This is a genomic window from Kitasatospora sp. NPDC096204, from assembly GCF_044763205.1.
Lineage (GTDB): Bacteria > Actinomycetota > Actinomycetes > Streptomycetales > Streptomycetaceae > Kitasatospora.
The window spans coordinates 1-24,132 of the sequence record NZ_JBIWFT010000037.1 but is presented as its reverse complement, the minus strand read 5'-3'; the positions used below and the strand labels follow the sequence as shown (position 1 = coordinate 24,132).

The 24,132-nt window shown below is 74.0% G+C and carries 20 protein-coding genes and 1 riboswitch; of the genes, 9 read left to right on the top strand and 11 right to left on the bottom strand.

The features are described 5' to 3' along the window. Window positions 1-198: 198 nt before the first annotated feature. A riboswitch (TPP riboswitch) is annotated at window positions 199-343 on the top strand. From ACIQ87_RS31570 to ACIQ87_RS31555, 4 genes are all read left to right on the top strand, one after another. After that, complete coding sequence (locus ACIQ87_RS31570) at window positions 336-1,748, top strand: purine-cytosine permease family protein (protein ID WP_402413392.1); 1,413 nt, start codon at window positions 336-338, stop codon at window positions 1,746-1,748. (Overlaps the previous riboswitch by 8 nt.) A gap of 140 nt (window positions 1,749-1,888) precedes the next feature. After that, a complete protein-coding gene (locus ACIQ87_RS31565; RefSeq protein ID WP_402413390.1) occupies window positions 1,889-2,713 on the top strand; it encodes a glycerophosphodiester phosphodiesterase in 825 nt (274 codons plus the stop codon). A gap of 507 nt (window positions 2,714-3,220) precedes the next feature. Next, window positions 3,221-3,640, top strand: coding sequence for an ATP-binding protein (locus ACIQ87_RS31560; RefSeq protein WP_402413387.1), 420 nt, complete (start codon window positions 3,221-3,223; stop codon window positions 3,638-3,640). A gap of 69 nt (window positions 3,641-3,709) precedes the next feature. Then, window positions 3,710-4,693, top strand: a complete 984-nt coding sequence (locus ACIQ87_RS31555) for a DUF5926 family protein (RefSeq protein WP_402413384.1) — start codon at window positions 3,710-3,712, stop codon at window positions 4,691-4,693. 245 nt (window positions 4,694-4,938) lie between these two features. On the opposite strand, the gene ACIQ87_RS31550 is transcribed toward ACIQ87_RS31555, so the two are convergent. Next, window positions 4,939-5,574 carry a bifunctional DNA primase/polymerase gene (locus ACIQ87_RS31550; protein WP_402413381.1) on the bottom strand — a complete coding sequence of 212 codons (636 nt, stop codon included), beginning with the start codon at window positions 5,572-5,574 and terminating at the stop codon, window positions 4,939-4,941. Window positions 5,575-6,189: 615 nt separating this feature from the next. On the opposite strand from ACIQ87_RS31550, the gene ACIQ87_RS31545 reads away from it, so the two are divergent. Both ACIQ87_RS31545 and ACIQ87_RS31540 read left to right on the top strand, forming a co-directional pair. Then, window positions 6,190-7,641, top strand: a complete 1,452-nt coding sequence (locus tag ACIQ87_RS31545; protein WP_402413378.1) for a PP2C family protein-serine/threonine phosphatase — start codon at window positions 6,190-6,192, stop codon at window positions 7,639-7,641. Window positions 7,642-7,767: 126 nt separating this feature from the next. Continuing rightward, window positions 7,768-9,267 carry an aminopeptidase P family protein gene (locus ACIQ87_RS31540; RefSeq protein ID WP_402413375.1) on the top strand — a complete coding sequence of 500 codons (1,500 nt, stop codon included), beginning with the start codon at window positions 7,768-7,770 and terminating at the stop codon, window positions 9,265-9,267. Window positions 9,268-9,343: 76 nt separating this feature from the next. Here the strand turns inward: ACIQ87_RS31540 and ACIQ87_RS31535 are convergent, their stop codons facing one another. The 3 genes from ACIQ87_RS31535 to ACIQ87_RS31525 form a co-directional block, all read right to left on the bottom strand. Next, window positions 9,344-10,555 (bottom strand): hypothetical protein, encoded by a 1,212-nt coding sequence (locus tag ACIQ87_RS31535; RefSeq protein ID WP_402413372.1) that lies wholly within the window; start codon window positions 10,553-10,555, stop codon window positions 9,344-9,346. A gap of 277 nt (window positions 10,556-10,832) precedes the next feature. Further along, window positions 10,833-12,281 (bottom strand): hypothetical protein, encoded by a 1,449-nt coding sequence (locus ACIQ87_RS31530; protein WP_402413369.1) that lies wholly within the window; start codon window positions 12,279-12,281, stop codon window positions 10,833-10,835. Beyond that, window positions 12,278-12,955: an RNA polymerase sigma factor gene (locus ACIQ87_RS31525; RefSeq protein ID WP_402413366.1), complete on the bottom strand. Its 678-nt coding sequence runs from the start codon at window positions 12,953-12,955 to the stop codon at window positions 12,278-12,280. Before ACIQ87_RS31525 ends, ACIQ87_RS31530 begins: the two co-directional genes overlap by 4 nt. Window positions 12,956-13,190: 235 nt before the next feature. Here ACIQ87_RS31525 and ACIQ87_RS31520 point away from each other — a divergent pair, with 235 nt between their 5' ends. Beyond that, window positions 13,191-14,321 (top strand): helix-turn-helix domain-containing protein, encoded by a 1,131-nt coding sequence (locus ACIQ87_RS31520; protein ID WP_402413363.1) that lies wholly within the window; start codon window positions 13,191-13,193, stop codon window positions 14,319-14,321. Between the two features lie 28 nt (window positions 14,322-14,349). Here the strand turns inward: ACIQ87_RS31520 and ACIQ87_RS31515 are convergent, their stop codons facing one another. From ACIQ87_RS31515 to ACIQ87_RS31485, 7 genes are all read right to left on the bottom strand, one after another. Further along, complete coding sequence (locus tag ACIQ87_RS31515) at window positions 14,350-15,144, bottom strand: MerR family transcriptional regulator (protein WP_402413360.1); 795 nt, start codon at window positions 15,142-15,144, stop codon at window positions 14,350-14,352. Window positions 15,145-15,231: 87 nt separating this feature from the next. Then, window positions 15,232-16,461, bottom strand: a complete 1,230-nt coding sequence (locus ACIQ87_RS31510) for a hypothetical protein (RefSeq protein ID WP_402413357.1) — start codon at window positions 16,459-16,461, stop codon at window positions 15,232-15,234. A gap of 206 nt (window positions 16,462-16,667) precedes the next feature. Beyond that, window positions 16,668-17,807, bottom strand: a complete 1,140-nt coding sequence (locus ACIQ87_RS31505) for an LPXTG cell wall anchor domain-containing protein (RefSeq protein ID WP_402413354.1) — start codon at window positions 17,805-17,807, stop codon at window positions 16,668-16,670. Between the two features lie 436 nt (window positions 17,808-18,243). Beyond that, a complete protein-coding gene (locus ACIQ87_RS31500) occupies window positions 18,244-18,828 on the bottom strand; it encodes a flavodoxin family protein (RefSeq protein WP_402413351.1) in 585 nt (194 codons plus the stop codon). Window positions 18,829-18,951: 123 nt separating this feature from the next. Next, complete coding sequence (locus ACIQ87_RS31495) at window positions 18,952-19,911, bottom strand: NAD(P)-dependent oxidoreductase (RefSeq protein WP_402413348.1); 960 nt, start codon at window positions 19,909-19,911, stop codon at window positions 18,952-18,954. Between the two features lie 125 nt (window positions 19,912-20,036). Next, window positions 20,037-20,492 carry a hypothetical protein gene (locus tag ACIQ87_RS31490; protein ID WP_402413345.1) on the bottom strand — a complete coding sequence of 152 codons (456 nt, stop codon included), beginning with the start codon at window positions 20,490-20,492 and terminating at the stop codon, window positions 20,037-20,039. A 158-nt stretch (window positions 20,493-20,650) separates the two neighbouring features. After that, window positions 20,651-21,211: a heme-binding protein gene (locus ACIQ87_RS31485; RefSeq protein WP_392868506.1), complete on the bottom strand. Its 561-nt coding sequence runs from the start codon at window positions 21,209-21,211 to the stop codon at window positions 20,651-20,653. 361 nt (window positions 21,212-21,572) lie between these two features. Between ACIQ87_RS31485 and ACIQ87_RS31480 the strand changes: the two genes are divergently transcribed. Together ACIQ87_RS31480 and ACIQ87_RS31475 are read left to right on the top strand one after the other, a co-directional pair. Further along, the gene (locus ACIQ87_RS31480) at window positions 21,573-22,865 is read left to right on the top strand and encodes a sensor histidine kinase (RefSeq protein ID WP_402413341.1); all 1,293 of its coding nucleotides are present in this window, start codon (window positions 21,573-21,575) and stop codon (window positions 22,863-22,865) included. Window positions 22,866-22,944: 79 nt separating this feature from the next. After that, window positions 22,945-23,607 (top strand): response regulator, encoded by a 663-nt coding sequence (locus ACIQ87_RS31475; protein ID WP_402413338.1) that lies wholly within the window; start codon window positions 22,945-22,947, stop codon window positions 23,605-23,607. Window positions 23,608-24,132: the final 525 nt, after the last annotated feature.

Genomic DNA, 24,132 nt, shown 5'->3' with positions numbered 1-24,132 from the left:
AACCAAGGACCATAGTTTTTCGCACTGACGATTCGATTGCCGTAAGGACCCCTCTGAAGAACTCATAAGAATCCTTAGCCGGTACCGACGCCGGTACCGGACGGCCGAGGCTCCCCTCCCCCGCCGGGCGTCCCGCGATGCGGACCGTACGCCCTCGGCCTTGGGTGTTGGCCCCCGTGCCGGTTAGCCTGTCGCTCACAACTGACACGCGGGAGCTTGGACCCACCAGGCTGAGAGTGCGCATGTCGACCGTACGCCACGCGAGTGACGGACGTTCGAGGGGGCGCTGACCGCCGGAACCTGTCCGGGTAATGCCGGCGTAGGGAGTATCGGCCATGCCGTCTGCTTCGCCATCCTCTTCTTCGGGTGCGCCCGAGTCCAAGGATCTCTCCGGGTCCACGGCCGTCCTGGACCGCCCCCAGCGGACCGATCACCGCGAGGCGCCCCTGGTGCTCGACACCGAGCCGCCGCGCACGCTGCGCTTCCGGGACCACTTCGCGCTCTGGATGAACCTGGGCGTCAGCCTGATCGGCTTCTCCACCGCCGCCACCGTGCTCGGCGCCCCCGGCAGCGAGCTGTCGCTGGCCGCCGCGGTGACCGCGATCACCGTCGGTACGGTCGTCGGCACCGCGATGCTCGGCCTGGCCTCGCTGATCGGCGCCCGCACCGGCGCCCCCGCGATGGCGAACCTGCGCGGGCTGTTCGGCACCCGGCTGTCGTACCTGCCGACCGTGCTGAACATCGTGCAGTGCATCGGCTGGGGCGTGTTCGAGCTGCTGACCATCTCGGCGGGCGCCCAGACCGTCGCCCACACCACCGGCTACCGCTGGCTGTTCGTCCTGCTCGCCGGCGCGCTGACCACCGTGCTGACCATCTGGCCGCTGGGCTCGATCGCGGTGCTGCGCCGCTTCGTGGCCGGGGCGGTCGCGGTGGCGATGGTCTACTTCACCGTCCAGCTGGGCCGCCAGGGCGTGCCGGACCCGGGCGCGGGCAACTGGCACGGCTTCCTGGGCGCCACCGACGCGATGATCGCGGTGTCGGTCTCCTTCGTCCCGCTGGCCGCCGACTACACCCGGCACTCGCGCACCCCGCGCTCGGCGTTCTGGGGCAGCTTCTCCGGCTACACGATCGCCCAGGTCTGGTGCTACGTGCTCGGCCTGATGGCGCTGCTGCAGTCGGACGGCGCCCCGAACCGGATCTTCGACTCCTTCCTGGGGGTCTGGGCCGGCTGGCTGTTCCTGCTGGTGCTGGTGCTGCGCGAGACGGACCAGTCCTTCGCCAACGTGTACTCGACCGCGATGTCGGTGCAGAACCTGCTGCCGAAGGTGGACCGCCGGGTGCTCTCCGGCGCGATCGGCGTGCTGATCACCGTGCTGGCGTTGCAGATCGACGAGTTCACCGACACCTACTACGGCTTCCTCGGCCTGATCGGCTCGGTGTTCGTGCCGCTGCTGGCGGTGCTCGTGGTGGACTACTTCCTCGGCGCCGGCCGGCGCGGCTGGGACCTCTCCGCGGACGCACCGTCCCGCTGGCTGATGCTGCTGCCGTGGGCGCTGGGCTTCGCCGTCTACCAGTTCATCGCGCCGACCAAGGTGGCCGACTGGTGGACGGACTTCTGGACCTCCGCCCAGGAGGCGCTGCACTTCACCCCGCAGGAGTGGACCTCGGCCTCGCTGTTCGCCTTCCTGGTGCCGGCCCTGGTCACCTGGGCGCTCACCCCGCTCGGCCGCCGCACCGCCCGGCCCTGACGGGACCGGACCGGAACGGAACGGACCGAACGCGAGGCCAGGCAGAACACGGCGAAGCACAGCAGAGCACGGCGGAGACGGCCCCACAGGTTGGGGCCGTCTTTGTCCGCGCTTCACTTCCGCCACCTATCGTTGGGCCCGTGACCAGCCAAGACCTGCCCTCGACGGCGGCGCGCACCGTGCCGACCGTCCAGGTGATCGCCCACCGCGGTTCCTCCCACGCCCTGCCCGAGCACACCCTCGCGGCCTACCGGCGCGCGCTCGACGAGGGCGCGGACGCGCTGGAGTGCGACGTCCGGGTCACCGCCGACGGCGCGCTGGTCTGCGTGCACGACCGCCGGATCGGCCGGGTCTCCAACGGCCGGGGCACCGTCTCGGCCATGACCCTCGCCGAGCTGGAGGCGTACGACTTCGGCGCCTGGAAGACCGGCCGCCCCAGCACCGACCCCGAGCTGCGCGGCGTGCTGCGGCTGGAGCGGTTGCTGGAGCTGGTGGTGGAGTGCGGCCGCCCGGTGGAGCTGGCGATCGAGACCAAGCACCCGGTGCGCTTCCGCGGCCGGGTGGAGGCCGAACTGCTGCGGACGCTGGAGCGGTTCAAGATCGGCGCGACCCGGGACGGCGGCCGCCCGTCCGCCCGGATCATGAGCTTCTCCTCGATCGCGCTGGACCGGGTGGGCACCGCCGCACCGCAGTACCGGCGGGTCTTCCTGTTCGAGCGGACCCTGCCGCTGCTCGGCCGGCTGCGCGCGGGCTCGCCGCTGCCGGGCGGGGCGCGGATCGCCGGCCCGGGCATCGAACTGGTGCGGGCCCGCCCGCAGCTGGTGACCCGGCTGCGCGAGCTGGGGCACGAGGTGCACGTGTGGACGGTGGACGAGCCGGCCGACGTCGAGCTCTGCCTGGAGCTCGGGGTGTCCGCGATCATCACCAACCGGCCCGCGGAGGTGCTGGCGCAGCTCGGCCGCTGACGGCGGGATCATCGCCGGATCGTCGCCGACTGATCGCCGGGCGATCCCCCGGTGATCGGCCCGGTGATCGGCCCGGTGATCGCCCCGGTGATCCGCCGACGCACCGAGGACCGGCCGGGGCCATACCGGCAGATCCGATCACTTCTGGTCAGCAGTCAAACCTTCCTTGCGCGAAATTGCCGGAATTCTTGCATCCGGGCGACAGAGGGTGAGCACGGAATGACCTGATGTCGACCGTCGGTCGCCGCGCTCGAAATGGGCGAGCGGGATCGTCCAGTGCTCGTTTCCGACGCATTACCAAGGGGCATCTCTCCCTCGGCATACGCTGAAGGAGGTCCGGGGGTGGCGTTGATGGTGGCGCGTGAAGTGCCGACTTCATCGACCATGGCAGTGCCGCACGGCCCAGCGAGTGTCGGGGTCGCACGGCGCCGACTGCGTCGAGATCTGGGTGACCGGCAGATACCGGAACCGGTCATCGATGATGCTGTTCTGATCCTTTCCGAGCTGTTGAGCAACGCCTGTCGGTACGCCCGTCCGCTCGGCCCGCTGCCGGCGCTGGGGCGCGGCTCCCGGGCCGAGGTGCTCGGGCAGGTCCTGGTCGGTGTCCCCTCCCGGCCGCACGCCGCGCCGGGCGGCCGGGAGTCCGCCGAGGGCTCGGACGAGCCGGACGGCGGGGTGCTGGTCCGCTGGCAGATGCACGCCGACGGGGTGCTCACCCTGGAGGTCACGGACGGCGGGGCGACCACCCGGCCGCTGCCCGCGAGTCCCTCGCTGACCTCGCGCGGCGGCCGCGGCCTGGGCATCGTCGACCAGCTGGCGAGCGACTGGGGCGTGCGCGACGCCCCGGGAGAGGTCACGGTCTGGGCGGCGCTGCCGGCCCGGGCCCGGCACGCCCGGCGCACCGGAGGCGATGCCCGTAGCGCATGAGCCGGGCTCGGGGAATGTGTCGTTAGGCTTCCCGGGACACAGGACCACCGTTCCCGGGAGAGCCGCAGCATGGGCAAGAAGGCCGCCAAGAAGGCGCCGCAGCGCCAGTCCACCACCGCCGTCACGGGCGAGATCCCCGTGGTCGGGGCCCGCGAGGACTGCCCCTGCGGCTCCGGCCGCCGGTACAAGGCGTGCCACGGCCGCGAGGCCTCGCACGCGGTGCAGGAGCTGGTGCACCGCCCGTTCGAGGGCCTGCCGGGCGAGGCCGACTGGGTGGCGCTGCGTGAGCTGGTGCCCGCCGCCACGGTGCCGCTGACGCTGGCGGCCGGGGTGGCCGAGGGCGCGGCCGGTGACGTCCCGTCGGTGACCCTCGCCACCGTGCTGCCGCTGGCCTGGCCGGCCCTGCGCCGCCAGGACGGCTCGATCCTGCTCGGCCTGCAGACCCAGTCCGCCTCGGGCGACCTCAGCCGCGACCTCGCGGACGCCCTGGAGCTGGCCCTGGCCACCGAGCCGGGCAGCCCGGTGCCGGCCCGCCGGACCGTCCCGGGCGGGCGCCGCCTGCAGGACCTGCTGGACACCACCGCCGAGTTCACGCCCGCCGTGCACACCGGCTTCGAGTTCTGGCTGGAGGACGCCGAGGCCGCCACCGGCGAGGTCGCCGCCTCCCTGGAGCGCGCCAACGCCTCGGCCATCCCGACCGAGAAGCTCGCCGGCGTGGACTCCGCCTACTGGTGCGGCACCCCGGACAAGAACCACCTGCGCTGGGTGATGACCGTGCCCGAGGAGCAGCTGCTGGACGCGCTGGCCCGGCTGAACGCGGCCGAGGAGGCCTCGCTCGGCCCGGACACCCGCCTGGTCGGCTCCTTCCGCGCGCACGGCCTGACCGTGCCGGTGTGGGACCTCCCGCTCGAGATGACCGCCGCCGACTGCGAGAAGCCGGCCGCCGAGTTCGCCGCGCGGCTCGCTTCCGTGCTCGCCGACGGGACCCCGCTGACCGCCGAGGAGCGGCGCGCCCGCGCGAACCTGGTGAACCGTCAGGTCACCCTGAACTAAAGCGCGCAGGATCCGCGTGATACGCGTCACATTGTCGTGGTGAACGCGCAATTTCCGGGCGTGGAGGGCGTCTTGGAAATTGGCGCGAGCGCGGATCCTTGTTACTGTCTAAAGAGTCCGGCCGCTGGTGCATCCCCCGTCGCCAGCGGTCGGATCTTTTGTTTTTCCGGAGCGCCCCCTCGGAGCGCCCGCATGGATCACCCCGATGGATCACCCCGATGGAGCGCCCGCGCGGAGCCGCGGCCTCAGTGGGCCGAGCGTCCGCGGTCCAGCCGGACCGTCGCCTCCACCAACTCCCCCAGCAGCGGCCCGACCTGCGGCAGCCAGACCCCGCCGCCCGCGCCCGGCCGCGGCGCCAGCACCCAGCGCACGCTCCCGGCCGCGCCACCGGGCGGCAGCGGCAGGAAGCCGCCCGGCCCGTGGTAGCGCAACGATCCAGGCACCCAAGGGAGTTGGGCGAGCATGTCGCCGAGCGCGTCCAGCGAGTACGGAGCCACCAGCAGCGCGTAGCGGCCCGGCATCGCCAGCACCGGTCCGAGCGGCAGGCGCAGCGCGCTCAGGTAGACCAGTGCCCGGGCTCCGGCCTCCGCGGGCAGGCTGACCGCCGAGACGGTGCAGCCGGTGGCGGCCAGCACCGGCGCGTCCGGGCTCCGCCGCTCCCACCACCAGCGCACCATCCGGGCGTCCGTGGTGGCGGCCAGCAGCGAGGGGTCGTGCGGGTGGGCGCCGGGGACGGTGCAGTCCGGGTCTCCACAGGAGCAGTGGCCGTCGCACAGCACGGTGCCCGGCACCACGGGCCAGCGGTGGTCGACGGCGGCCGCCAGGGCCGCGGCCAACCGGGCGGAACGCTCCTCCGACCGGCTCTTCGGGTTCTCACGCATGGCGCTCGTTCCTTTCCCTGACCGCTCGGTTCGCTCCGCTCCACCGGCGTCCGTCGGGATCCTCCGTGCGGGCCGCCGCGGCGGGCCCCGGGCGGCGCGGGGCGGGGCGGGGCGGCGGGGCGGACGGCGCGGCTGCGACGTGGAGCAGGTGTGGAGCACGACATGAAGGGCCGCGCACCGGCACAGCCCTTGGAACGAGAATCCCGTACGCGACCGGATGGACGCCGCCCGGGCGCGCTTGGTTCCACCGTACGAGTGAGAGAGTTCCGGCCAGCCCGGCTCACGGGCGGCACGGACATACGATCCGGACGGCCGCCCGGGTCCGTCCTCCCGGTTCTGCCCGCTCGCGGCCCGCTCCATGCCTGTGGGCTCCACGGGCGCGCGGACCAACCCCGCACGCCCCCCGACCGGGTCGCGCCGGCTGTGGAACGGGCCACCGCGTCGTCCTGGATCTGGACATGCCCCGAATGGCCTGTGTAGAAGTGGTGGCATTGCTGTCGATCAATGACGAGTAGTAGCGAATCGAGGCGAAACACGCCCTTTGGCCGTGCTCGCTCCACATTGGCCTAGCTGGGGGTTTCGCATGGCACGTAGCACCGCGTCAGGAGTGACGGCATGAACGAGTCCCACCCGTCGACGGCCGTCCCGTCGACGACGACCGCCGAGCCGGGCGAACCCGGCTGCGCAGGCGGGCTCACCGTCCTCGACCTGCCGGACCTGCCCGGCCCCGTCGACGCCCCGGACGGCACGGCGGACGACCGCACGGCCCCGTCCGCCGTGGTGCAGGACCGTTTGGCCGGACGCCTGTCCGATATCACCAGCCTGCACGAGCACACCGAGCGGCTGGCCCGCGCCCGCGGCCTGACCGCCACCCTGGACACCGTCCTCGCCTCCGGCGCCGCCCTGCTCGGCGCCCGGCGCGGCATGCTGGTCACCAGGCGGCCCGGCGGCGGGCCCGGACAGCCGGTCGGCTTCAACCTCGACCGCGCCAGCCTCGGCGCCCTGGAGACCGTCCCGGCCGAGCAGAGCCTGCTGGCGCGGCTGCTGCGCGAACTGGACCGGCCCGCCCACATGCACTCCCGCGACCTCGCCGAGGACCCGGCCATCGGCGCCCGGCTGCGCGAACTCGCCGTCCACCTCGGCCTCGGCGGCGCCTACGGCCTGCCGCTCGCCACCGACGAGGACGGCCCGCTCGCCGCCGCCCTCTGGTTCTACGACGAGCCCGGCGAACCGACCGGCTGCCAGCGGGAACTGGCCCGCCACTACTGCGAGATCGCCGCCCCGCTGCTCGCCAAGCAGCTGGAGACGGACCGGATCGCGCGCACCACCGAGGCGCTGCGCCGCGGACTGCTGCCGGACCGGCTCCCCCGGGCCGCCGGGCTGCGGCTGGCCGCCCGGCTGGTCCCCGCCGGGCTGGAGCGCTCCTCCGGCAGCGACTGGTACGACGCGATCCCGCTGCCCGACGGCACCATCGGCCTCACCGTCGGCTCCGTCTCCGGCGACGGCCCCGGGGCGGGCCCCGGCTCCGCCCCCGGCGCGGCCGCCGCGATGGGCCGGGTCCGGGCCGCGCTGCGGGCGTACGCGGTGCTGGAGGGCGAGGACCCGGTCTCCGTCCTGGGGGACCTGGAGCTGCTGCTCAAGACCACCGAGCCGACCCGCACCGCGACCGCCGTCTACGCCTGGGTCGAGCCCGAGGAGCGCCGGATCACCCTGGCCGGCGCCGGGCACTGCCCGCCGGTCCTGGTCGGCCGGCACGGCGCCGAGTTCGTGGAGACCTCGCTCTCCGCCCCGCTCGGCATGCTGACCTGCTGGGAGGCGCCCGGGGTGGGGTTCACCGCCGAGCGCGGCGACACCCTGCTGCTCTACACCGAGGGCCTGGCCCGCCGCTGCGGGCCGACCCTGCACACCGGGCAGGCCAACCTGCGCAGGGCCGCCGCCGACGCCCCGCGCGACGTGCGGATCGACCCGGACCGGCTCTGCGCCCACCTGCTGGCGGTCTGCCCGGACCGGGAGACCCCGGGCACGGCCACCGACGACCTGATGCTGCTGGCGGCCCGCTTCGAGTGACCGTTCGAGCCCGAAGCGGGCGGGCGGCCGGACGTCCGTACCATGGACGCACGGCCGCCCGCGCGTGTCGCGATCCGACACCTCCCCCGAGGGGCGGCGGTACCACCCCCCAAGGAGGCGTTGCACGTGACCGAGGACCGTACCCCCGCGGTGGCCGAGAACCCCGAGGCCGAGGGCGGCGAGGAGCCCGAGCAGTTCAAGGGCCGCAAGAACGGTCTCTACGGCGAGATCTCCGACGAGCTGGCCGCCTCGATGAAGTCCGGCTGGGCCGACACCGAGCTGCACGGCCTCGTCCCGGTCGCCCAGGCCCCGTACGCGGCCGAGCGCCGCGCCGCGCTGTCCGCCGCCTACCCCGGCGAGCGCCTGGTCGTCCCGGCGGGCAACCTGCGGGTCCGCTCCAACGACACCGACTACGCGTTCCGCGCCTCCAGCGAGTACGTCCACCTCACCGGCGACCAGACCGAGGACGCGGTGCTGGTCGGCGAGCCGACCGGAGCGGCCGGCCACGAGTTCGCGCTCTACCTGCTGCCCCGCTCGAACCGCGAGAACGGCGAGTTCTGGCTGGACGGCTACGGCGAGCTGTGGGTCGGCCGCCGGCACAGCCTGAGCGAGCAGGAGCAGCTGCTCGGCCTGCCCGCCCGGGACGTTCGGCAGGCCGCCGAGGAGCTGGCCGCGAAGGCCGCCGACTCCACCGTGCCGACCCGGATCGTCCGCGGCTACGACGCCGCCCTGGAGGCCGCGCTGGCCGACGCCCTGGACGCCGACAAGGACGCCGAGTTCAAGGAGTTCCTGAGCGGCCTGCGGCTGGTCAAGGACGAGTGGGAGATCGGCGAGCTGCGCGCCGCCTGCGACGCCACCGTCAAGGGCTTCACCGACGTGGTCCGCGAGCTGGGCCAGGCCGTCGCCACCTCGGAGCGCTGGATCGAGGGCACCTTCTGGCGCCGCGCCCGGGTCGAGGGCAACGACGTCGGCTACGGCACCATCGCCGCGGCCGGCCCGCACGCCACCACCCTGCACTGGGTGCGCAACGACGGCGAGGTGCGCCCCGGCGAGCTGCTGCTGCTGGACGCGGGCGTGGAGACCAGCACCCTCTACACCGCCGACGTCACCCGCAGCCTGCCGATCAACGGCCGCTTCACCGAGCTGCAGCGCCGGATCTACGACGCCGTGTACGACGCCCAGGAGGCCGGCATCGCCGCGGTGAAGCCCGGCGCCCGGTTCCGCGACTTCCACGAGGCCTCGCAGCGCGTCCTCGCCGAGCGGCTGCTCGCCTGGGGCCTGCTGGACGCCTCGGTGTACGACGTCGAGAAGGTCCTGGAGCTCGGTCTCCAGCGCCGCTGGACCCTGCACGGCACCGGCCACATGCTCGGCCTGGACGTCCACGACTGCGCCCACTCGCGCCGCGAGGAGCACGTCGACGCGCTGCTGGTCCCCGGCATGGTGCTGACCGTCGAGCCCGGCCTGTACTTCCAGCAGGACGACCTGACCGTGCCGGAGGAGTACCGCGGCATCGGCGTCCGGATCGAGGACGACATCCTGGTCACCGCCGACGGCAACGAGAACCTCTCGGCCGGCCTGCCCCGCAGCTCCGAGGACGTCGAGGCCTGGATGGCCTCGCTCGCCTGAGCCGTGGAACGGTGAAGGGCCCGGCCTCCCGAGCAGTGGGAGGCCGGGCCGTTCGGCTTCGGGTGCGGGCCGGCCGTCAGGCCCGGTCGCCGAAGACGTTCCAGTAGGCGGACTGGTGGCCGTTCGACCGGGCGCCCACCTGGACCTCCACGTCGTACTTCGGGGCTTCCTTCATGGTGATCCGGAAGGTGTACTCGACCGTGTCACCCCACCGGTTGCTCTCCGTCCCGGTCGGGAGGACCGCGGTCAGACCGTCGCAGTCCTCCTGCACCTCGACCGGCTTCCACACACTGCCGACCCTCGCCTCCAGCGTGAAGTCGTCCGCCGCGAGCCACTTGGCGCTCGACACGCCCACCACGGGGTGCAGGTTCGCGGTGCCCCCCGGGGCGTTGGCCTCGAAGCCGAACTCGACGGGGGCCGTCCCGACCTTGAGGCCCGTCTTCGACACACCGGTCACCTCCGGGCTGAGGTGGTCGACGACCGCCGCGTTCAGCACGGCCTTCGCGATGCCCTGATAGTCCGTGGAGTTCGGCACGGGGGCGTCCGCCTCGATCGCGAGCCGGCCCGGGCGGTTGGCCATGGACAGCCGCATCCGGTACTCGATGGTCCGGCTCTCGCCGGCGGCGAGCGTGAAGGCCCCGTCGTTCCGGTTGATCACGTAGTCCATCCCGGTGCCCTGGCTGAGGTGGTCCAGCTTCTTCCAGCCGGAGGCGTCCTTGCGCTCCAGGGTGCCGTCGGCGAGGTCGATCAGCCGCGCGCAGGGGGCGCCCTCGTACTGCTGGGTCGCCACCACCGGGGCCACGCCGCGGGTGCCGGTGGCGTCGTTGTTCTTCCAGGTGACGGAGAAGGTCACCAGCTCGTTCAGCTCGATCTGCGCGCCCTCACTCAGGCCGTTGAAGGTGATCCCGATGCCGCTTCCGCCGGACCGGGCGGTCTGCGGCGCGCCGGGCTTGGCGGCGGCGGGCTTGGCCGGGGCCTTCGTGGCCGGCTTGGCGGGGGCCTTCGCGGCGGCCTTGGCGGGCTCGGTGGGCTCGGCGGCCGGGGCCTGCGCCGCCGGGGCCTCGACGGTGGGCGCGGCGGCCGGCGTCTCGGTGGTGGGCGCGGCCGGGGCGGGGGTGGTCGGGACAGCGCCCGCGCCGGGGGTGGCCGAGGAGGTGGCCGAGGGGGTGGGGGCGGAGGCGGCGACGGACGACCCGCCGTTGGTCGGGCCGCAGGCGGCGACCCCGACGGCGGCGACGACGGCCAGCGGGATGATCTTCGCAATACGGGCGATAACGGACGCGTTCATGTGACAGTCCCCCCAAAGGACACGGTGCTGATGGTTTTGATCGGATGAGCGGGCGCCTACTGTCGCGCCCCGAGGAGCCGGCCCGAGCCCCCCGGCTCCGCCGGCTCGCTCTCCCCGCCTCTCACCCTGATAGACGTCCATCCCGCCGGGGGGTTGCAGCCGGATTCGAAGAAATTTCCCGCGACCCGCCCCGGAACGCCGAAAGGCGCCGTGACCAGGGGGGAACCCCGGCCACGGCGCCTCGACGGCCCGCTTGGGACTGACGTCCCGCCTGGGACTACTTCTTCACGACCGTCACCGGGACGGTCAGCTCGTTCAGGACGTTCAGCCCCGCGGTGCCGGAGTACGGCAGCGTCACCTGGACGGCCACCGGCATCGTCCCGGGCCCGTCCACCGGGTCAAGGGTCATCCGGTACGTCACCTTCTTGCTCTCACCCGGAGCGAGCGAGAACGCGGCGCTCTCGGCAGCCATCGCGTAGTCCATGCCGCCGCCCATCGACAGCGGGAGCGCCGTCCAGCCACCGCCGTCCTGGCGCTCCAGCTTGCCCTGGTTCATCAGGACCATCTCGCTGGGCGGCGTCCCGGCGTACTCCTTCGTGTAGACCAGCGGCTGAACCTTCGCGAAGCTCTTCTGGCCGGTGTTCCGGTAGGTCACCGAGAAGGTCACCGGGGTGCCGTCGTTGGACACCTTCTGCCCCGCGCCGATGCCGCCGTCGACGGTGATGGCGATGTCCTTGCCGCTCTGCGCGGCCCCGGTCGGCGGCTTGTGGCCGCTCACGTCCAGGCTGTTGACGATCGACGTCAGGCCCGCCTGGTAGTCGCTCTTGAGCCCGTTCGCCACCACGAAGACCTGGTCCGAACCCATGCCCCACAGCTGGGCGGTGAAGCTGTCACCCGGGTTGCAGGTGACGTTCCACTGGGTCTTGTCGATCGTCTTGCCGCCCACCGTGGACTTGGTCCGCACCGGGGCGCCCATCGAGGAGTAGCCGCTGTCGGGGAAGTAGGGCCGGCCCCAGATCGGGCAGTTCGGCTGATGGCCCCAGCCGTCGGGGGCGGCGAGGTCGTTCATCGTCGGCCAGGGGCCGCCGAGGTCGAGTTCGTCCGCGCTGTTGTACGCCACGACCAGGACGCCGTACGGCTCGCACTTCGCCGCCGCCCAGTCCTGCTGCGGCTCCGTCGGCGCGCCCGGACTCAGGACACAGACCCGGTCGGCCGCGACCGGCACGGCCTTCCAGCCCGCCGGGACCTTGAACTTGACGCCACGGAGGCTGTACGAGCCCCCGCCGCCCGTGGGACTGCCGGTGATGGAGGCGGAGGGTGACGAGGCGCCGTCGGCGAGCGGGACCCCGGTCTCGGCGTCGCCGGTGGGGGTGCCCGGGTCGGTGGGGGTGGGCGTGGGGCTGGGGGCCTCGGTCGGCTCGGGCGTCGGGCTCGGCACGGAGGTCAGCGTGGCGGCCGGCGGAGGGGCCTGGTCCTGGGCGACCGGCTCGCCGTGGAAGGTGAGCACGCCGACCGCCATGGCGGCGGCCAGACCGAGCGGCAGGGTGACGGCGTACACCGGGCGCAGTCGGCGGATCCTGCTCTTCGGGGGAGCGGCCGGGCGCAGACCGGTCGCCGTGACCATGGAGGCGCGGGCCGTCAACGCCTCGCGGAGCAGCCGTTCCGTGGGTGTCTCGGCCGGCCCGTCGCCGTCGCCGCCCGTGCGGCGGGGGAGCTTCTCGGTCATCGAACCTTCTCCAGGTGCTTTTCCAAGGCGTCCAGAGCGCGGCTGGCGGTGGACTTCACGGCACCCCGGGAGAGCCCCAGGGTCTCGGCAATCTGCGCTTCCGACATGTCGGACCAGTAGCGCAGCACCAGCACCTCGCGCTGGCGGGGAGTCAACTCCTGCAGGGCCACGAGCACCCGGCGATGCTCGTCGTTGAGCACCGCGTGGTCCTCGGCGGACGGGGCGTCGGCCACGTGCGGCGGCACGTACTCGCGGGCGGTCTTGCGCCGGCGCAGCATCGAACGGGCGCCGTTGACCACCGACGTGCGCAGGTAGCCGAGCGCGTTGTCGAGGTCGTCCAGCTCCTCGCCGTAGCGCTGGTAGAGCTGGGTGAAGGCCTCCTGGACGACGTCCTCGGCCAGGTCCTGGTGGTCGACCAGCAGGACCGCCATCCGGACCAGACCGAGCCGGTGGGCGTGGTAGAGGTCGGTCAGGGTGGGCCGGTCCTCGGTGGGCTTGCGGCCGCCGCGCAGCAGGCGGAAGCCGGAACGGCGCTGCTTCGCGTCCTGTTCGGTGACGACGCCGGCGAGCGGCTCGCCGACCTCCTGCGCACCGAACAGCGCGGCGACCACTCCTCGGACGGAGAAGCCGCGTCCCCCTGACTGCACGGCGGTCGGCCCGATGGCCATGGACATCTGCGTTTCCGCTTTCCCCCGGGACGGTGACGGCGGCCGCCGTTCCGTCAGGTCACCTGATCAAGATCATGATCGGGGGGATCGTCCCAGCCCGCCCTCGGCCGGGTTCCCTCCGCCCCCGTAGTCAAGGACGTGTGACGGGAGCGGAGGTTGCAGGTGGGTTCGAAGAAAATTCCGAGGGGGTCCGGACGGCTACACTCACCGGCATTCCGCCACCCGTGAGCAGGGGGTTCGCATGGCCGAGCAGAACGTCGACGGCCCGGTCGGTGCCGGAACCGGTACGGCCGTGGGTGCGGCCGCGGCCGCACCCACCGCGTCGCGGCCGGTGTCCGTCACCATCGGCCGGCGCCCGGAGCCCGTGCACGACGTCGCGGTGTACGCCTTCCCGGGCATGGCGACCTTCGAACTCGGCGTGGTGGTCGAGGTGTTCGGGCTGGCGCGGCCCGAGCTGGCGGGCCTGCTGGCGGCGCCCTGGTACGGGCTGAAGGTGTGCGCCGAGCGGCCCGGGACTCCGCTGGACGCGGTGGGCGGCTTCACGCTGACCGCCCCGTACGGGCTGGACGAGCTGGCGGCCGCCGACACCGTGGTCGTCCCCGGGGTGCCCGACGTGTTCGGCGGCGTGGGGGCGCCTCCCGGCCGCGATGCCGGGGGCGTCTCCCCCGCCCTGGTCGAGGCGCTGCGCACCGCGCACGGTCGCGGCGCCCGGATCGTGTCGATCTGCGGGGGCGCCTTCGCGCTGGCCGCCGCCGGGCTGCTGGACGGCCGGGAGGCGACCACCCACTGGCGGTACGCCGAGCTGCTCCAGCAGCGCCACCCGGCGGTGCGGGTCAACCCGGACGTGCTGTACGTGGACAACGGCGACGTGCTGACCAGCGCGGGCAGCGCGGCCGGCATCGACCTCTGCCTGCACCTGGTCCGCCGGGACCACGGCGCCAAGGTGGCGAACACGGTGGCCCGGCGCTTCGTGGTGGCACCGCACCGGGACGGCGGGCAGGCCCAGTTCATCGAGGCGGCGGTCCGCCCGGTCGAGGAGGACGACGACGGCATAGCCCGCAGCATGCAGTGGGCGCTGGACCACCTGTCCTCCCCGCTGACCATCTCCCGACTGGCCCGCGCCGCCCGGATGTCGGACCGCTCGTACCTGCGGCACTTCACCGCCCGCACCGGGACCAGCCCGATGCGCTGGGTCGTCACCCAGCGCATCGCGGCCAGTCTGGCGCTGCTGGAGTCGCCGGAGGGGACGGTGGAGGAGATCGCCGCGGCGGTCGGCTTCGAGAACGCCGCGACCTTCCGCCACCACTTCGGCCGGGTGATGCGCACCTCCCCGACCGCCTACCGGCGCTCCTTCGGGCGCGGAGTGGCCTGAGCACGCGACGGCCCGGGCGCGCCCCCTGTCAGGCCTCGCGCTTCGCCTCGGGGTCGGCCTCGCGCAGGTCCGCGTTGGCGAGGATGGCGTCGTGCAGCCACTGGGCCAGGCCGGGCGCGAGCTTCTCGTAGGTGTCGGTCCAGCGCGGGTCGGAGACGTACAGCCCGGCCAGGCCGCGGTGCATGGTGAACGTGCAGTCGTAGAAGTTCCGGCAGATGTGCTGGCGGTGCTCCTCGGCGAGGTCCGTGGCCACCGGGCCGTCGGCGGGCTCGCCGGCGGCGACCGCCTCGGCCAGGCGGTCGTTGATCCCGGTCATCTCGGCCTGGATGCGCTGCCAGTCGGCCTTGGAGTAGCCGCCGGCGCGGCTCTGCGACTCGGCCCAGGCCTCGGTGTCGCCCCAGCGCTGCTCGGCCTCCTGCTCCCACTCCTCCCGGTAGCCCTCGCCGAAGATTTCGAACTTCTCCTCCGGGGTCAGCTGAATGCCCATTCTCCGTGCCTCCATGGCGTGTTCGACGGCTGAGGCGAGCTCCTGGAGGTGACTGATCCGGTCGGTGAGCAGCCGGTGCTGCCGCCGGAGGTGTTCGGTCGGGCTGACCGACTCGTCGTCCAGGATCGCCGCGATCTCCTCCAGGGGGAACCCGAGTTCTCGGTAGAAGAGGATCTGCTGCAGCCGGTCGAGGTCGGCGTCCCCGTACCGGCGGTAGCCGGAGCGGGTACGGCCGGCCGGGGACAGCAGGCCGATCTCGTCGTAGTGGTGCAGGGTGCGGACGGTCACCTTGGCGATCTTCGCCACGGCGCCGACCGAGTAGCCCTCACTGGTCATCGGAGTTCCTCCCTGGTGCTGACCACCACCCTCGTCCCTCACGTCGCGTGAGGGTCAAGCCGTGGTACCGGCGCGGGCGCGCCCGCCTCAGCCCCCGGCGCCGACCGGCACCCGCTCGCGCCGCCGCCCACCCCTGCGGCCGCCGCCGTCGCCCGGTGCGCCGGTCCGCTGCCGACGGGACCGCTGGGTGGGCCAGAGCAGCACGTACGAGGCGGAGACCACCACGAAGGCGAGCCGGACGAAGCCGCGGGCCGCGTCGGACGGCAGGAGCAGCGTGCCGCCGTACAGCGAGGCCAGCGCTATCCAGCTCCACCACGGGACGAGCCGCTTCTGCCCGATCGCGTCCCAGAGCAGGGTGCCGAGCAGGATCGAGGCGGTGTAGTACGTGTAGACGCTCGGGTCGAGCAGGATGCGGGCGTCCGCGCCCAGCAGCACCACGGCGGGCCAGCGGCCGCGCCAGACGGCGACGCAGCCGAGCCCGATGCCGAGCGCGAACTGGGTCGGCCGGTCCCACCAGGGGGTGGCCGGGTCGGTGACCCCGAACCAGCGCAGCGCGGAGGCGGGCTGGTTCGGGATGGTGAACTTGGCGGCCGCCATGGTGTCCAGGTTGCCCAGGTAGAACGGCAGCCAGGCGACCGCCACCAGGGCGCAGAACCAGAGCGCGGTGCGCAGCCAGGCGGGCCGGGGCAGCGCCAGGATCAGCGGGGCGAAGGCGATCGCCCAGGGTTTGGAATCGACCGCCAGCGCCAGGAAGACCGCGACCTGGACGGGCTTGCCGCGGGCCAGGGCGTGCGCGGCGAGGGTGGTGAAGAACAGCGCCAGGACGTCGTCGAGGTGCGCGAAGCGGACCGAGACCTCGACCCACATCGGGATGAACGCCAGCCCGGCGATCAGCAGCCGCTGCTGGAGGCGTCGGTGGTTGGTCCCGGTGCCGAGGTAGTACAGGGCGGCGGTGCGGCCGATCAGGACCAGCATCACCAGGCCCAGCCCGGCGCTCACCGCCTCGGCGATCAGCTCGCCGGTGTGCGGCGTGAACGGGGCGGTGAGCCTGGCCGCGGCCAGACTGACCGGGCCGATCTGGAGCTCCGGGTGGTGGGCGTAGAGCGACAGGCCGCCGTCGGGCTGGTCACTGAAGAGCAGCTGCTCGCCCTGGCGCAGGTAGTGCCACGAGAAGCCGCCGCTGGGCTCGACCAGGAGGAACCAGAGCACCGTCCAGGCGGTCAGCAGGACGTGGTGCCTGCGGAGCGGCAGTCCGGCGATCCGCCCGGTGGTCGCCTCGTAGTCGGTGGTGGTCCGTGCCGTGCGTGCTACCCGCACCTGTCCTCTCCCCGCCGTTCCGCCCCCCTCCGGCCGGACATCCTATGTGACGGATGAGAACCGCCCGTGCCGCCCGCGGATCCGTCCGACGGGACGGTGCGGGCGGCACGGGCGGCACGGGACACCGGGCCTGCGCGCTCTCGTCGGCGCGCCCGGGTCAGCGCTCGGGGCGGCGCTTCGGGTCAGCGCCTCGGCAGCGCTTCGGGTCAGCCCTGCTGCGCGGACTTGCGGCGGCGCAGCACCACGAGGGTGCCGACACCGGCGACCAGGACGGCACCACCGGTGGCCGCGATGACCGTGGTGTTGTCGCCGCCACCGGTCTGGGCCAGGGCCTTGTCGGCGCCGTCGGCGGCAGCCTTGGCCTTGTCGACCACGGCCGGGGTCAGCGGCGGCGGGGTGATGACCGGGGGCTCCACCGGGAAGTCGATCGGGCCCGCGGTGTCGCCGGTGCTCTCGGCCGGGGCCGGGGCGGTGGCCGAGCCGGAGGGCGAACCGGTGGCCGGGGTGGTCGGCTGCTCGGTGGGCTTCTCGGTCGGGGTCTCGGTCGGCTTGCCGGTGGGCGTCTCGGTCGGCTTCTCGGTCGGCGTGGCGGTCGCGGTGGCCGACGGGGAGCTGCTCGCGGTCGGGCTGGGCTTGCCCGTCTGGGTCGGCGTCGGGCTGGGCTTGCCGGTGTGCGACGAGGTGGGCGTCGGGGTCGGCTTGCCGCCCGGCGCCTTGATGACGAAGCCCACGCCGCCGTCGCAGCTGAGGTGGCCGTTGTCGACCGGCTGGTGGCTGGAGTCGTCGAGCTGGGCGGCGAAGACGACCGGGACGACGCCGGCCCGGCCGAGCGGGGAGCCGTCGGTGAAGGACGCCCGGACCTTGATCGGGACGTTCTTGCCGCGGTTCACCCCGAGCAGGTCGTCGCCGACCGGGTTGCCGTCGGCGTCGAGGGTGCCGAGCATCATCAGGACGGAGTCGTTCTTCTTCTCCCCGCTCTTGTCGGGGGCGACCACGGCGGTCTGCCACTCGCCCCCGGGGAGCCGGTACTGGACCTTGAGGTCCTTCGCCTGGAGCGAGCCCGCCTTGCTCTTGAACTTGAGCAGCGGGATGAAGACGAAGTCGTGCTTCGTCCGGTTGTCGACCTTGAAGGTGAACTCGCGGGCGTCACCACCGGCGATGAAGGTGCCGGGCACGTTGTTCAGCGAGAGGTCGAGGCTCGCGTGCGACGCCTTGTCGGCCTGGGAGGCGACGGCGGACGGGGTGCCGGGGGTGCCGACGGCCATGGCGCTCTGGGCGCCCGCCAGCACGAGCGAGGACGCGAGCGCGGCGGCTCCGGCAAGGGCAAGACTGCGACGTATGGACAAGGAGACCTCACGGAAGTGTCCGGGCGAGGCCCGGGCGCGAGGGGGCGGCCGCAGACGCCGCAGTACCCCCCGCGAAGCTGAAAGTCCGACGGAGAGTACCGAACGATCCGACCGGTCCGGAAGCCGGGTGGCACGCTGCGTCCAGGACCGGGGAAATCGATGCCCGAATCGCCCAACTCTGGCCATCCGTACGGCTTTTGCACCTCACTCGAAGTCGGCCGCGGTGACGGGTACACGCCCCGTGGGACGGTACCGCAGGGCCTCCTCCGGCGGGGGGGCGAACGCGCGTGGACGCCCGGCCGGGCCCGGCCGCGCCCGGCCCGCTGGTGGCCCGCCGACGGTCGGCCCGCGGTGTACGCCCGGGGCTCGGGCCGGGCGCTCGGGGCGGGGGCTCGGGGCGGTCCGAGTCCGGACTCACCCCGGGCCGGGCCCGGACTCAGCCCGCGAAGAAGGACTTGGCCGCGATCACCGCCCGCGCGTCGTCCAGCACCTCGCCCGGACGGTTGCCGCTGCCGATCAGCACTCCGCCCCAGCGCATCGCCATGTACTCGGCGGTCAACCGGAGGGTGCCGACCAGCGGTTCGGCCTTGTCCTCCTCGGTGGCGGCGAGTGCGGTGACGCCCCAGAGCGTGCGGCCGCCCATCCGGGCGCGGAAGTCCACCCCGGGCAGCCGCAGCCAGGCCGACCAGTGGTCGAGGTAGAGCTTGGCGCTGGTCGGCAGCGAGTACCAGTACAGCGGCGCGACGAAGACCAGGTCGGTGGCCGCGAGCGTGGCGTCCAGCAGGACCCGCCCATGGCCGGCCGGCTCGGGGTAGCCGCCGTCCCCGGTGTGCCGCAGGTCCCGGAAGGGCGGCAGCGGGTGGTCCTCCAGCCGCAGCCAGTGCTGCTCGGCGCCGGACGGCAGGCTCGCCTCGGCGGCCAGCCGGGCCAGTCGGACGGAGTTCCCGTCGGTGCGCGCGCTGGCGTCGAGGAACAGGAAACGACGCGGCGCCTCGGCGCCGGACGACTGATCGACCATCATGACTCCCCCGTCGTGAATGCGGTACGGACGGAGGAGAGAGCGGCCATCGAAGGTCGGTTTATTCCGAGCCCGCGCCAACCCCCTTGAAGCGACCGGGGGTTGGCGCGGGCGACCGGACGGTGCTCAGTCGGGCAGTCCGGCCCGGCGGCGGGCGACGGCGGCGACGGCCGCCCAGTCCTTCTCCCCGTCGCCGTGGGCGAGCGCGTCCAGGAAGGCGTCCCTCAGGATGCTGCCGAACGGGAGCGGGACGTTGCGCGCGGCGCCCGCCTCCAGCGCGAGGCCGACGTCCTTGAGCCCGAGCGGCAGCCGGAACCCGGCCGGCTCGTAGCGGCGTTCGGCCACCATCGCGCCGTAGCCGCCGTAGATCGCCCCGGGGAAGAGCGTGGCGGTGAGCATCTCGACCAGCTCGGTCGGCCGGACGCCGTTCGCGTCGGCCAGGCTGCAGGCCTCGGCCATCGACTCGATCGCGCAGGCGATCAGGAAGTTGGTGCTGATCTTGGCCGTGTTGGCCTGCCGGGGGCTGTCCCCGAAGTACCAGGTGCGCTCGCCCATCGCGGCGAACAGCGGCTCGGCCCGCTCCAGCAGGTCGGGCGCGCCCGCGGCCAGGATGTTCAGCCGCCCGGCCGCCGCGACCGGCGGCCGGCCGAGCACCGGGGCGGCGACGTAGCCGATGCCGTGCTCGCCGTGCAGCGCCTCGGCCCGTTCGGCGAGGGCGAGCGAGACGGTGGCCATGTTGACGTGCAGGGTCGCCTCGGCGCCGGCCAGCAGCGCGGGGTCGAGCAGCAGCTGCTCGACCGCCGCGTCGTTGGCGAGCATGGAGACCACCGTGTCGGCGGCGAACACCTCGGCGAGCGAGTCGGCCGCCTGCGCGCCCTCGGCCACCATCGCGGCCACCGGCTCGGGCGAGCGGTTCCAGACCCGTACCGTGTGGCCGGCCCGCAGCAGGCTGCCGGCCATGCCGCGCCCCATCCCGCCCAGCCCGACGAAGCCGATCGTCCGCCCGCTCATCCGCGCACTCCCCTGGTCGCCACTGCTCGTATGCGACCGACTGTACGTCAGGGGGCCTTGCGGGCCGGACGACACCGGCTGTCGAACCCGCAACCGACCGGCTACCGAATCCGCCGCCGAACCTGCTGCCGAACCGCCCGGCGCACCCGCGGCCGGGTCACGACTCAGGCACGGGCTCAGGCGCGGGCTCAGGCACGGCCTCAGGCGCAGGCGCGGGCCCGGGCGGCGGCGGCCCGGGCGGCCCGGGCCGGCACCCGGGTGCGGTCGGCGGCGGCGCCGCGCTCCAGCTCGGCGACCACCCGGCCGCGCAGCAGCTCGTACTGGGCCTGGAGGCGGCCGGGGCGGGCCGGGCGGGCGACCGGACGGCCGGGGCCGACCAGCTCGTCCGGCCCGAACTGCTCGCGGGTGAGGTCGATCTCGAAGCCGGTGGCGAAACGGTTCCACCAGTGGAGATCCGTCCGCACCCCGTCGACGTACACCTCGCCCATCATGAGGTCGCCGCCGAGCAGGTCGTGCACCACCATCGCCGTCACCCCGCACTGGCCGCGGGCGGGATTGTCGGGACGCCAGTGGGCCAGATCCTCGGGCGCACAGGTGTCGACACCCCAGGAGGAGCGGATCGCACGTTCGATGTCGTTGAGGGTCCACGCCGTCATACCGGGAAGCCTGCCACGCGCCACTGACAGTGGCACCGGCTTTTCGAAGGGTCATCCCGTGTTCTGCGGCGCCCCTCCCTGTGTTCACCCGAACGAGACCCTGGCCCGGCCGGGCGGCCCCTGCCCCCGCGCGGGGCGGGCCGCCGGCCGGGCTCGCGTCACTTCGCCAGCTCGGCGACGCCCGCCTGCGCGAACTGCTCGTCCAGGTCCCCGCTGGGCGCGCCCGCGACACCGACGGCCGCGATCGGAGCGCCCTTCGACTGGATCGGGGCACCGCCGGCCAGGAACAGGGTGCCCGGGATGTCCTTCAGGTTCGGGGCCTGGGCCAGGCGCTTGGCCAGCTCCGAGGTCGGGGCGTTCCAGGACACCGCGGTGAAGGCCTTGCGCTCGGCCGAGACCGGGGCCTGCGGGCCGGCGCCGTCGCCCTTCAGCAGCACCCGGGTGACACCGTCACGGTCGACGACCGCGACCGACACGTGCTGGCCGGCCTTGGTGGCCGCGTCCAGGGCGGCCTGGGCGGCGCGGGTGGCGGCGTCGATGGTCAGACCGCTGCTCGGGGCCAGGTTCTTGTTCTGGGTGTCGGCCTTCGCCGCGGCCGGGACGGCCGGGGTGTCGGTGGACTCGGCGCTGGCCGAGACGGCGCCCACGGTGGCGGCGGCGACCGCGGCGGCGACGACGGTGCCGGTCAGCACCCGGGTGCGCACGGAGGTCTTCTTCATGGTCCAGCTCCTCAGCGGATCTGCGGGGTCGGGTGGGGGTTCGGGGGCCGCCGGACCGTCGGGGGGATCGTCCGGCGGCGTGCTTCGATCCTCCGGCCGGGGCAGGGGCCGCCACATCGACGGTCCGGCGCGGGCATCCGGGCATGATGGTGGACGGCGGCGTCAACCGATCGGCTGATGCGGGCCCGGGCCGGACGGGTCACCATCGAGGGATCGACGCAGGTCGGTGCGGATCCGGCTGTCGTCGGCCCGGGCCCGCACCGAGCGGTACGACGGGCCGTGCCGGCCGGCGCGGCCGCCCTTCGTCCGGTACGGACCCCACCGGCCGCGCGCGCACCACCCGTTCAGCCAGGAGCCACCCGTGCAGCAGCCCCGCCCGACCGCCGGCCGCCGCGCTGCGGGCCGTACCGGTGCCGGCCGTCGCGGCGTCCTCGGGCCCGACGCCGGCGATCCGGACGCGGGCCGGCTCGCGCTGCTGCTGGACTCCGCCTTCCTGCTGCTGCTCGCCGCCTCGCTCAACCGCTACCTCAGCCACCACTCCGGCAACGCGCAGGCGCCCTGGGTGATCGGGCTGAGCGCGGCCCTCGCGGTCGCCCAACCGGCCGGGTCCTGGCTCGACCACCGCCGCCCGACCGCCCCGGGCCGGCGCCGCCGGTGGCCGCTGGCCCTGGTGGTGGCGCTCTGGGTGGTGCTGGTGCTGCTCGCGCCGAGCTTCGCCTGGTGCGCCGTCCCGCTGGTCTACACCGCGCTGCGGGCGCTGCCCGCGAAGGCGGCCATCCCGCTGGTCGGCGCGCTGACCCTGCTGGTGGTGATCGCCGAGATCCGGCTGCCCGGCGGCGTCGACGCCACACTCGTCCTGCTGCCGCCCGCGGTGGCCGCGCTCGCCACCGGCGTCTTCCTCTTCATGGCCCGGCAGGCCGCCCGGCAGCGCGCGCTGATCGCCGACCTGGTCCGCACCCGGCGCGAACTCGCCGCCACCGAGCGGCGGGAGGGCACCCTGGCCGAGCGCGAGCGGCTGGCGATGGAGATCCACGACACCCTGGCGCAGGGCCTGTCCAGCCAGCAGATGCTGCTCCAGGCCGCCGAGCGCACCTGGGACACCCACCCGGCGACCGCCCGCACCCATGTCCGCACCGCCGCCGAGGTGGCCGCCCGGAACCTGGCCGAGGCCCGCCGCTTCGTCCACGACCTCGCCCCGGTGGAGCTGTCCGACGGCCGCACCCTCGACCGGGCGCTGCGGGCGCTGGCCGAGCGGGAGTCCGCCGAGAGCGGGCTGCCGGTCCGCTTCCACCTGGACGGCACGCCGGTTCCGCTGCCCACCGCCGCGCAGTCCGCGCTGCTGCGGATCGCCCAGGGCGCGCTGGCCAACGTCCGCGAGCACGCCGGGGCGTCGGCCGCGGCGATCACGCTGTCCTTCCTCGGCGACCAGGCCGTGCTGGACGTGGCCGACGACGGGCGGGGCTTCGACCCGGACGCGGTCGGCACCGGGGGCGGGACCGGGGGCGAGAGCGGGGGCGAGAGCGGGAGCCGGCGCGGGTACGGCCTGCCGGCCATGCGTGCCCGGCTGCGGCAGCTGGGTGGCAGGCTGACCGTGGAGAGCACGCCCGGTGAGGGCACCGTCGTCTCCGCCACGGTGCCCCTGGAGCAGCGGTGATCCCGCAGCGACGGGCCCGGAGCACCGATGAGCCCGGGAGCACCGACCGGTCCGGAACAGCGATGACCCTGGAGCAGCCATGAGCACGAGTCCCGTCCGCACGACTCCCGCCCGGACGGCTCCCGTCCGGCTGCTGGTCTGCGACGACCACGCCGTGGTGCGGGCGGGCCTGTTGGCACTGCTGGCGAGCGCCGGCGACATCGAGGTGGTCGGCGAGGCGAGCACGGGCGAGGAGGCCGTCGCGCTGGCCGCCCGGCTGGCGCCCCAGGTCGTCCTGATGGACCTCCAACTCGGCGACGGCATCGACGGGGTGGAGGCCACCCGGCGGATCACCGCCGCCCCGGGCGGGCCGCACGTCCTGGTGCTCACCACCTACGACACCGACGCCGACATCACCCGGGCCATCGCCGCCGGCGCCACCGGCTACCTGCTGAAGGCCGAGCGCCCGGAGGAGCTCTTCGCCGCCGTGCACGCGGCCGCACAGGGCCGGACGGTGCTCTCCCCGCCGGTGGCCTCGCGGGTGATGGCACAGATGCGGGCGCCCTCGCCGCAGCTGACCGAGCGCGAGCAGGACATCCTCGAACAGCTGGCTCAGGGGCTGGGCAACCGGGAGATCGCCCGGGCGCTGTTCATCAGCGAGGCCACCGTGAAGACGCACCTGGGCCGGATCTACGACAAGTTGGGCGTGGACACCCGGGCGGGCGCGGTGGCGGTGGCGAAGGAGCGCCGGCTGCTCCGCTGAGCCCGCCCGCGCCGCTCCTCACCCGGCTGCGCTGGGCATCCGTCCGGTGTCACTGCGTGCTGCCATGATGCTCGGAATGTCGGATTCCATCCGGTGCCCGCCTCCGCCCACCCCCACCCGGGGAGGGCGGTGGAGCGCGGTCGGACACCCGGGCAGGGCCACAAATCCCTGGTAAGAGGCCTCTTCGGCCATCGCCGGGCACTTCGTCACAATGTGGATGTTTCATGGATTTCACTATTGACAAACCAACCACGCGGTTTGTTAGCGTGAGATCACGACGTCCCCGGGGTGGGGGCTCGCCGGGGCCTGTGCGGACCGCTCTCGCCGGAGGGTGTGGCCAGGGGGGATCGGCGGGTTTGCCGGGGTGTCGGGGGGAGCGGCAGCGCCGAAGCCGCGCGGCGAGGCGGCGTGGGGGGGGGGCGGGGGGGGGCGGGCCCCCCCCCCCCCCCCCGGGGGCCCCCGGGCGGGGGCCCGGGGGCCGGCCCCCCCCCCGCCCGGCCGCCCCCCCGGGCCCGCCGCGCCCCA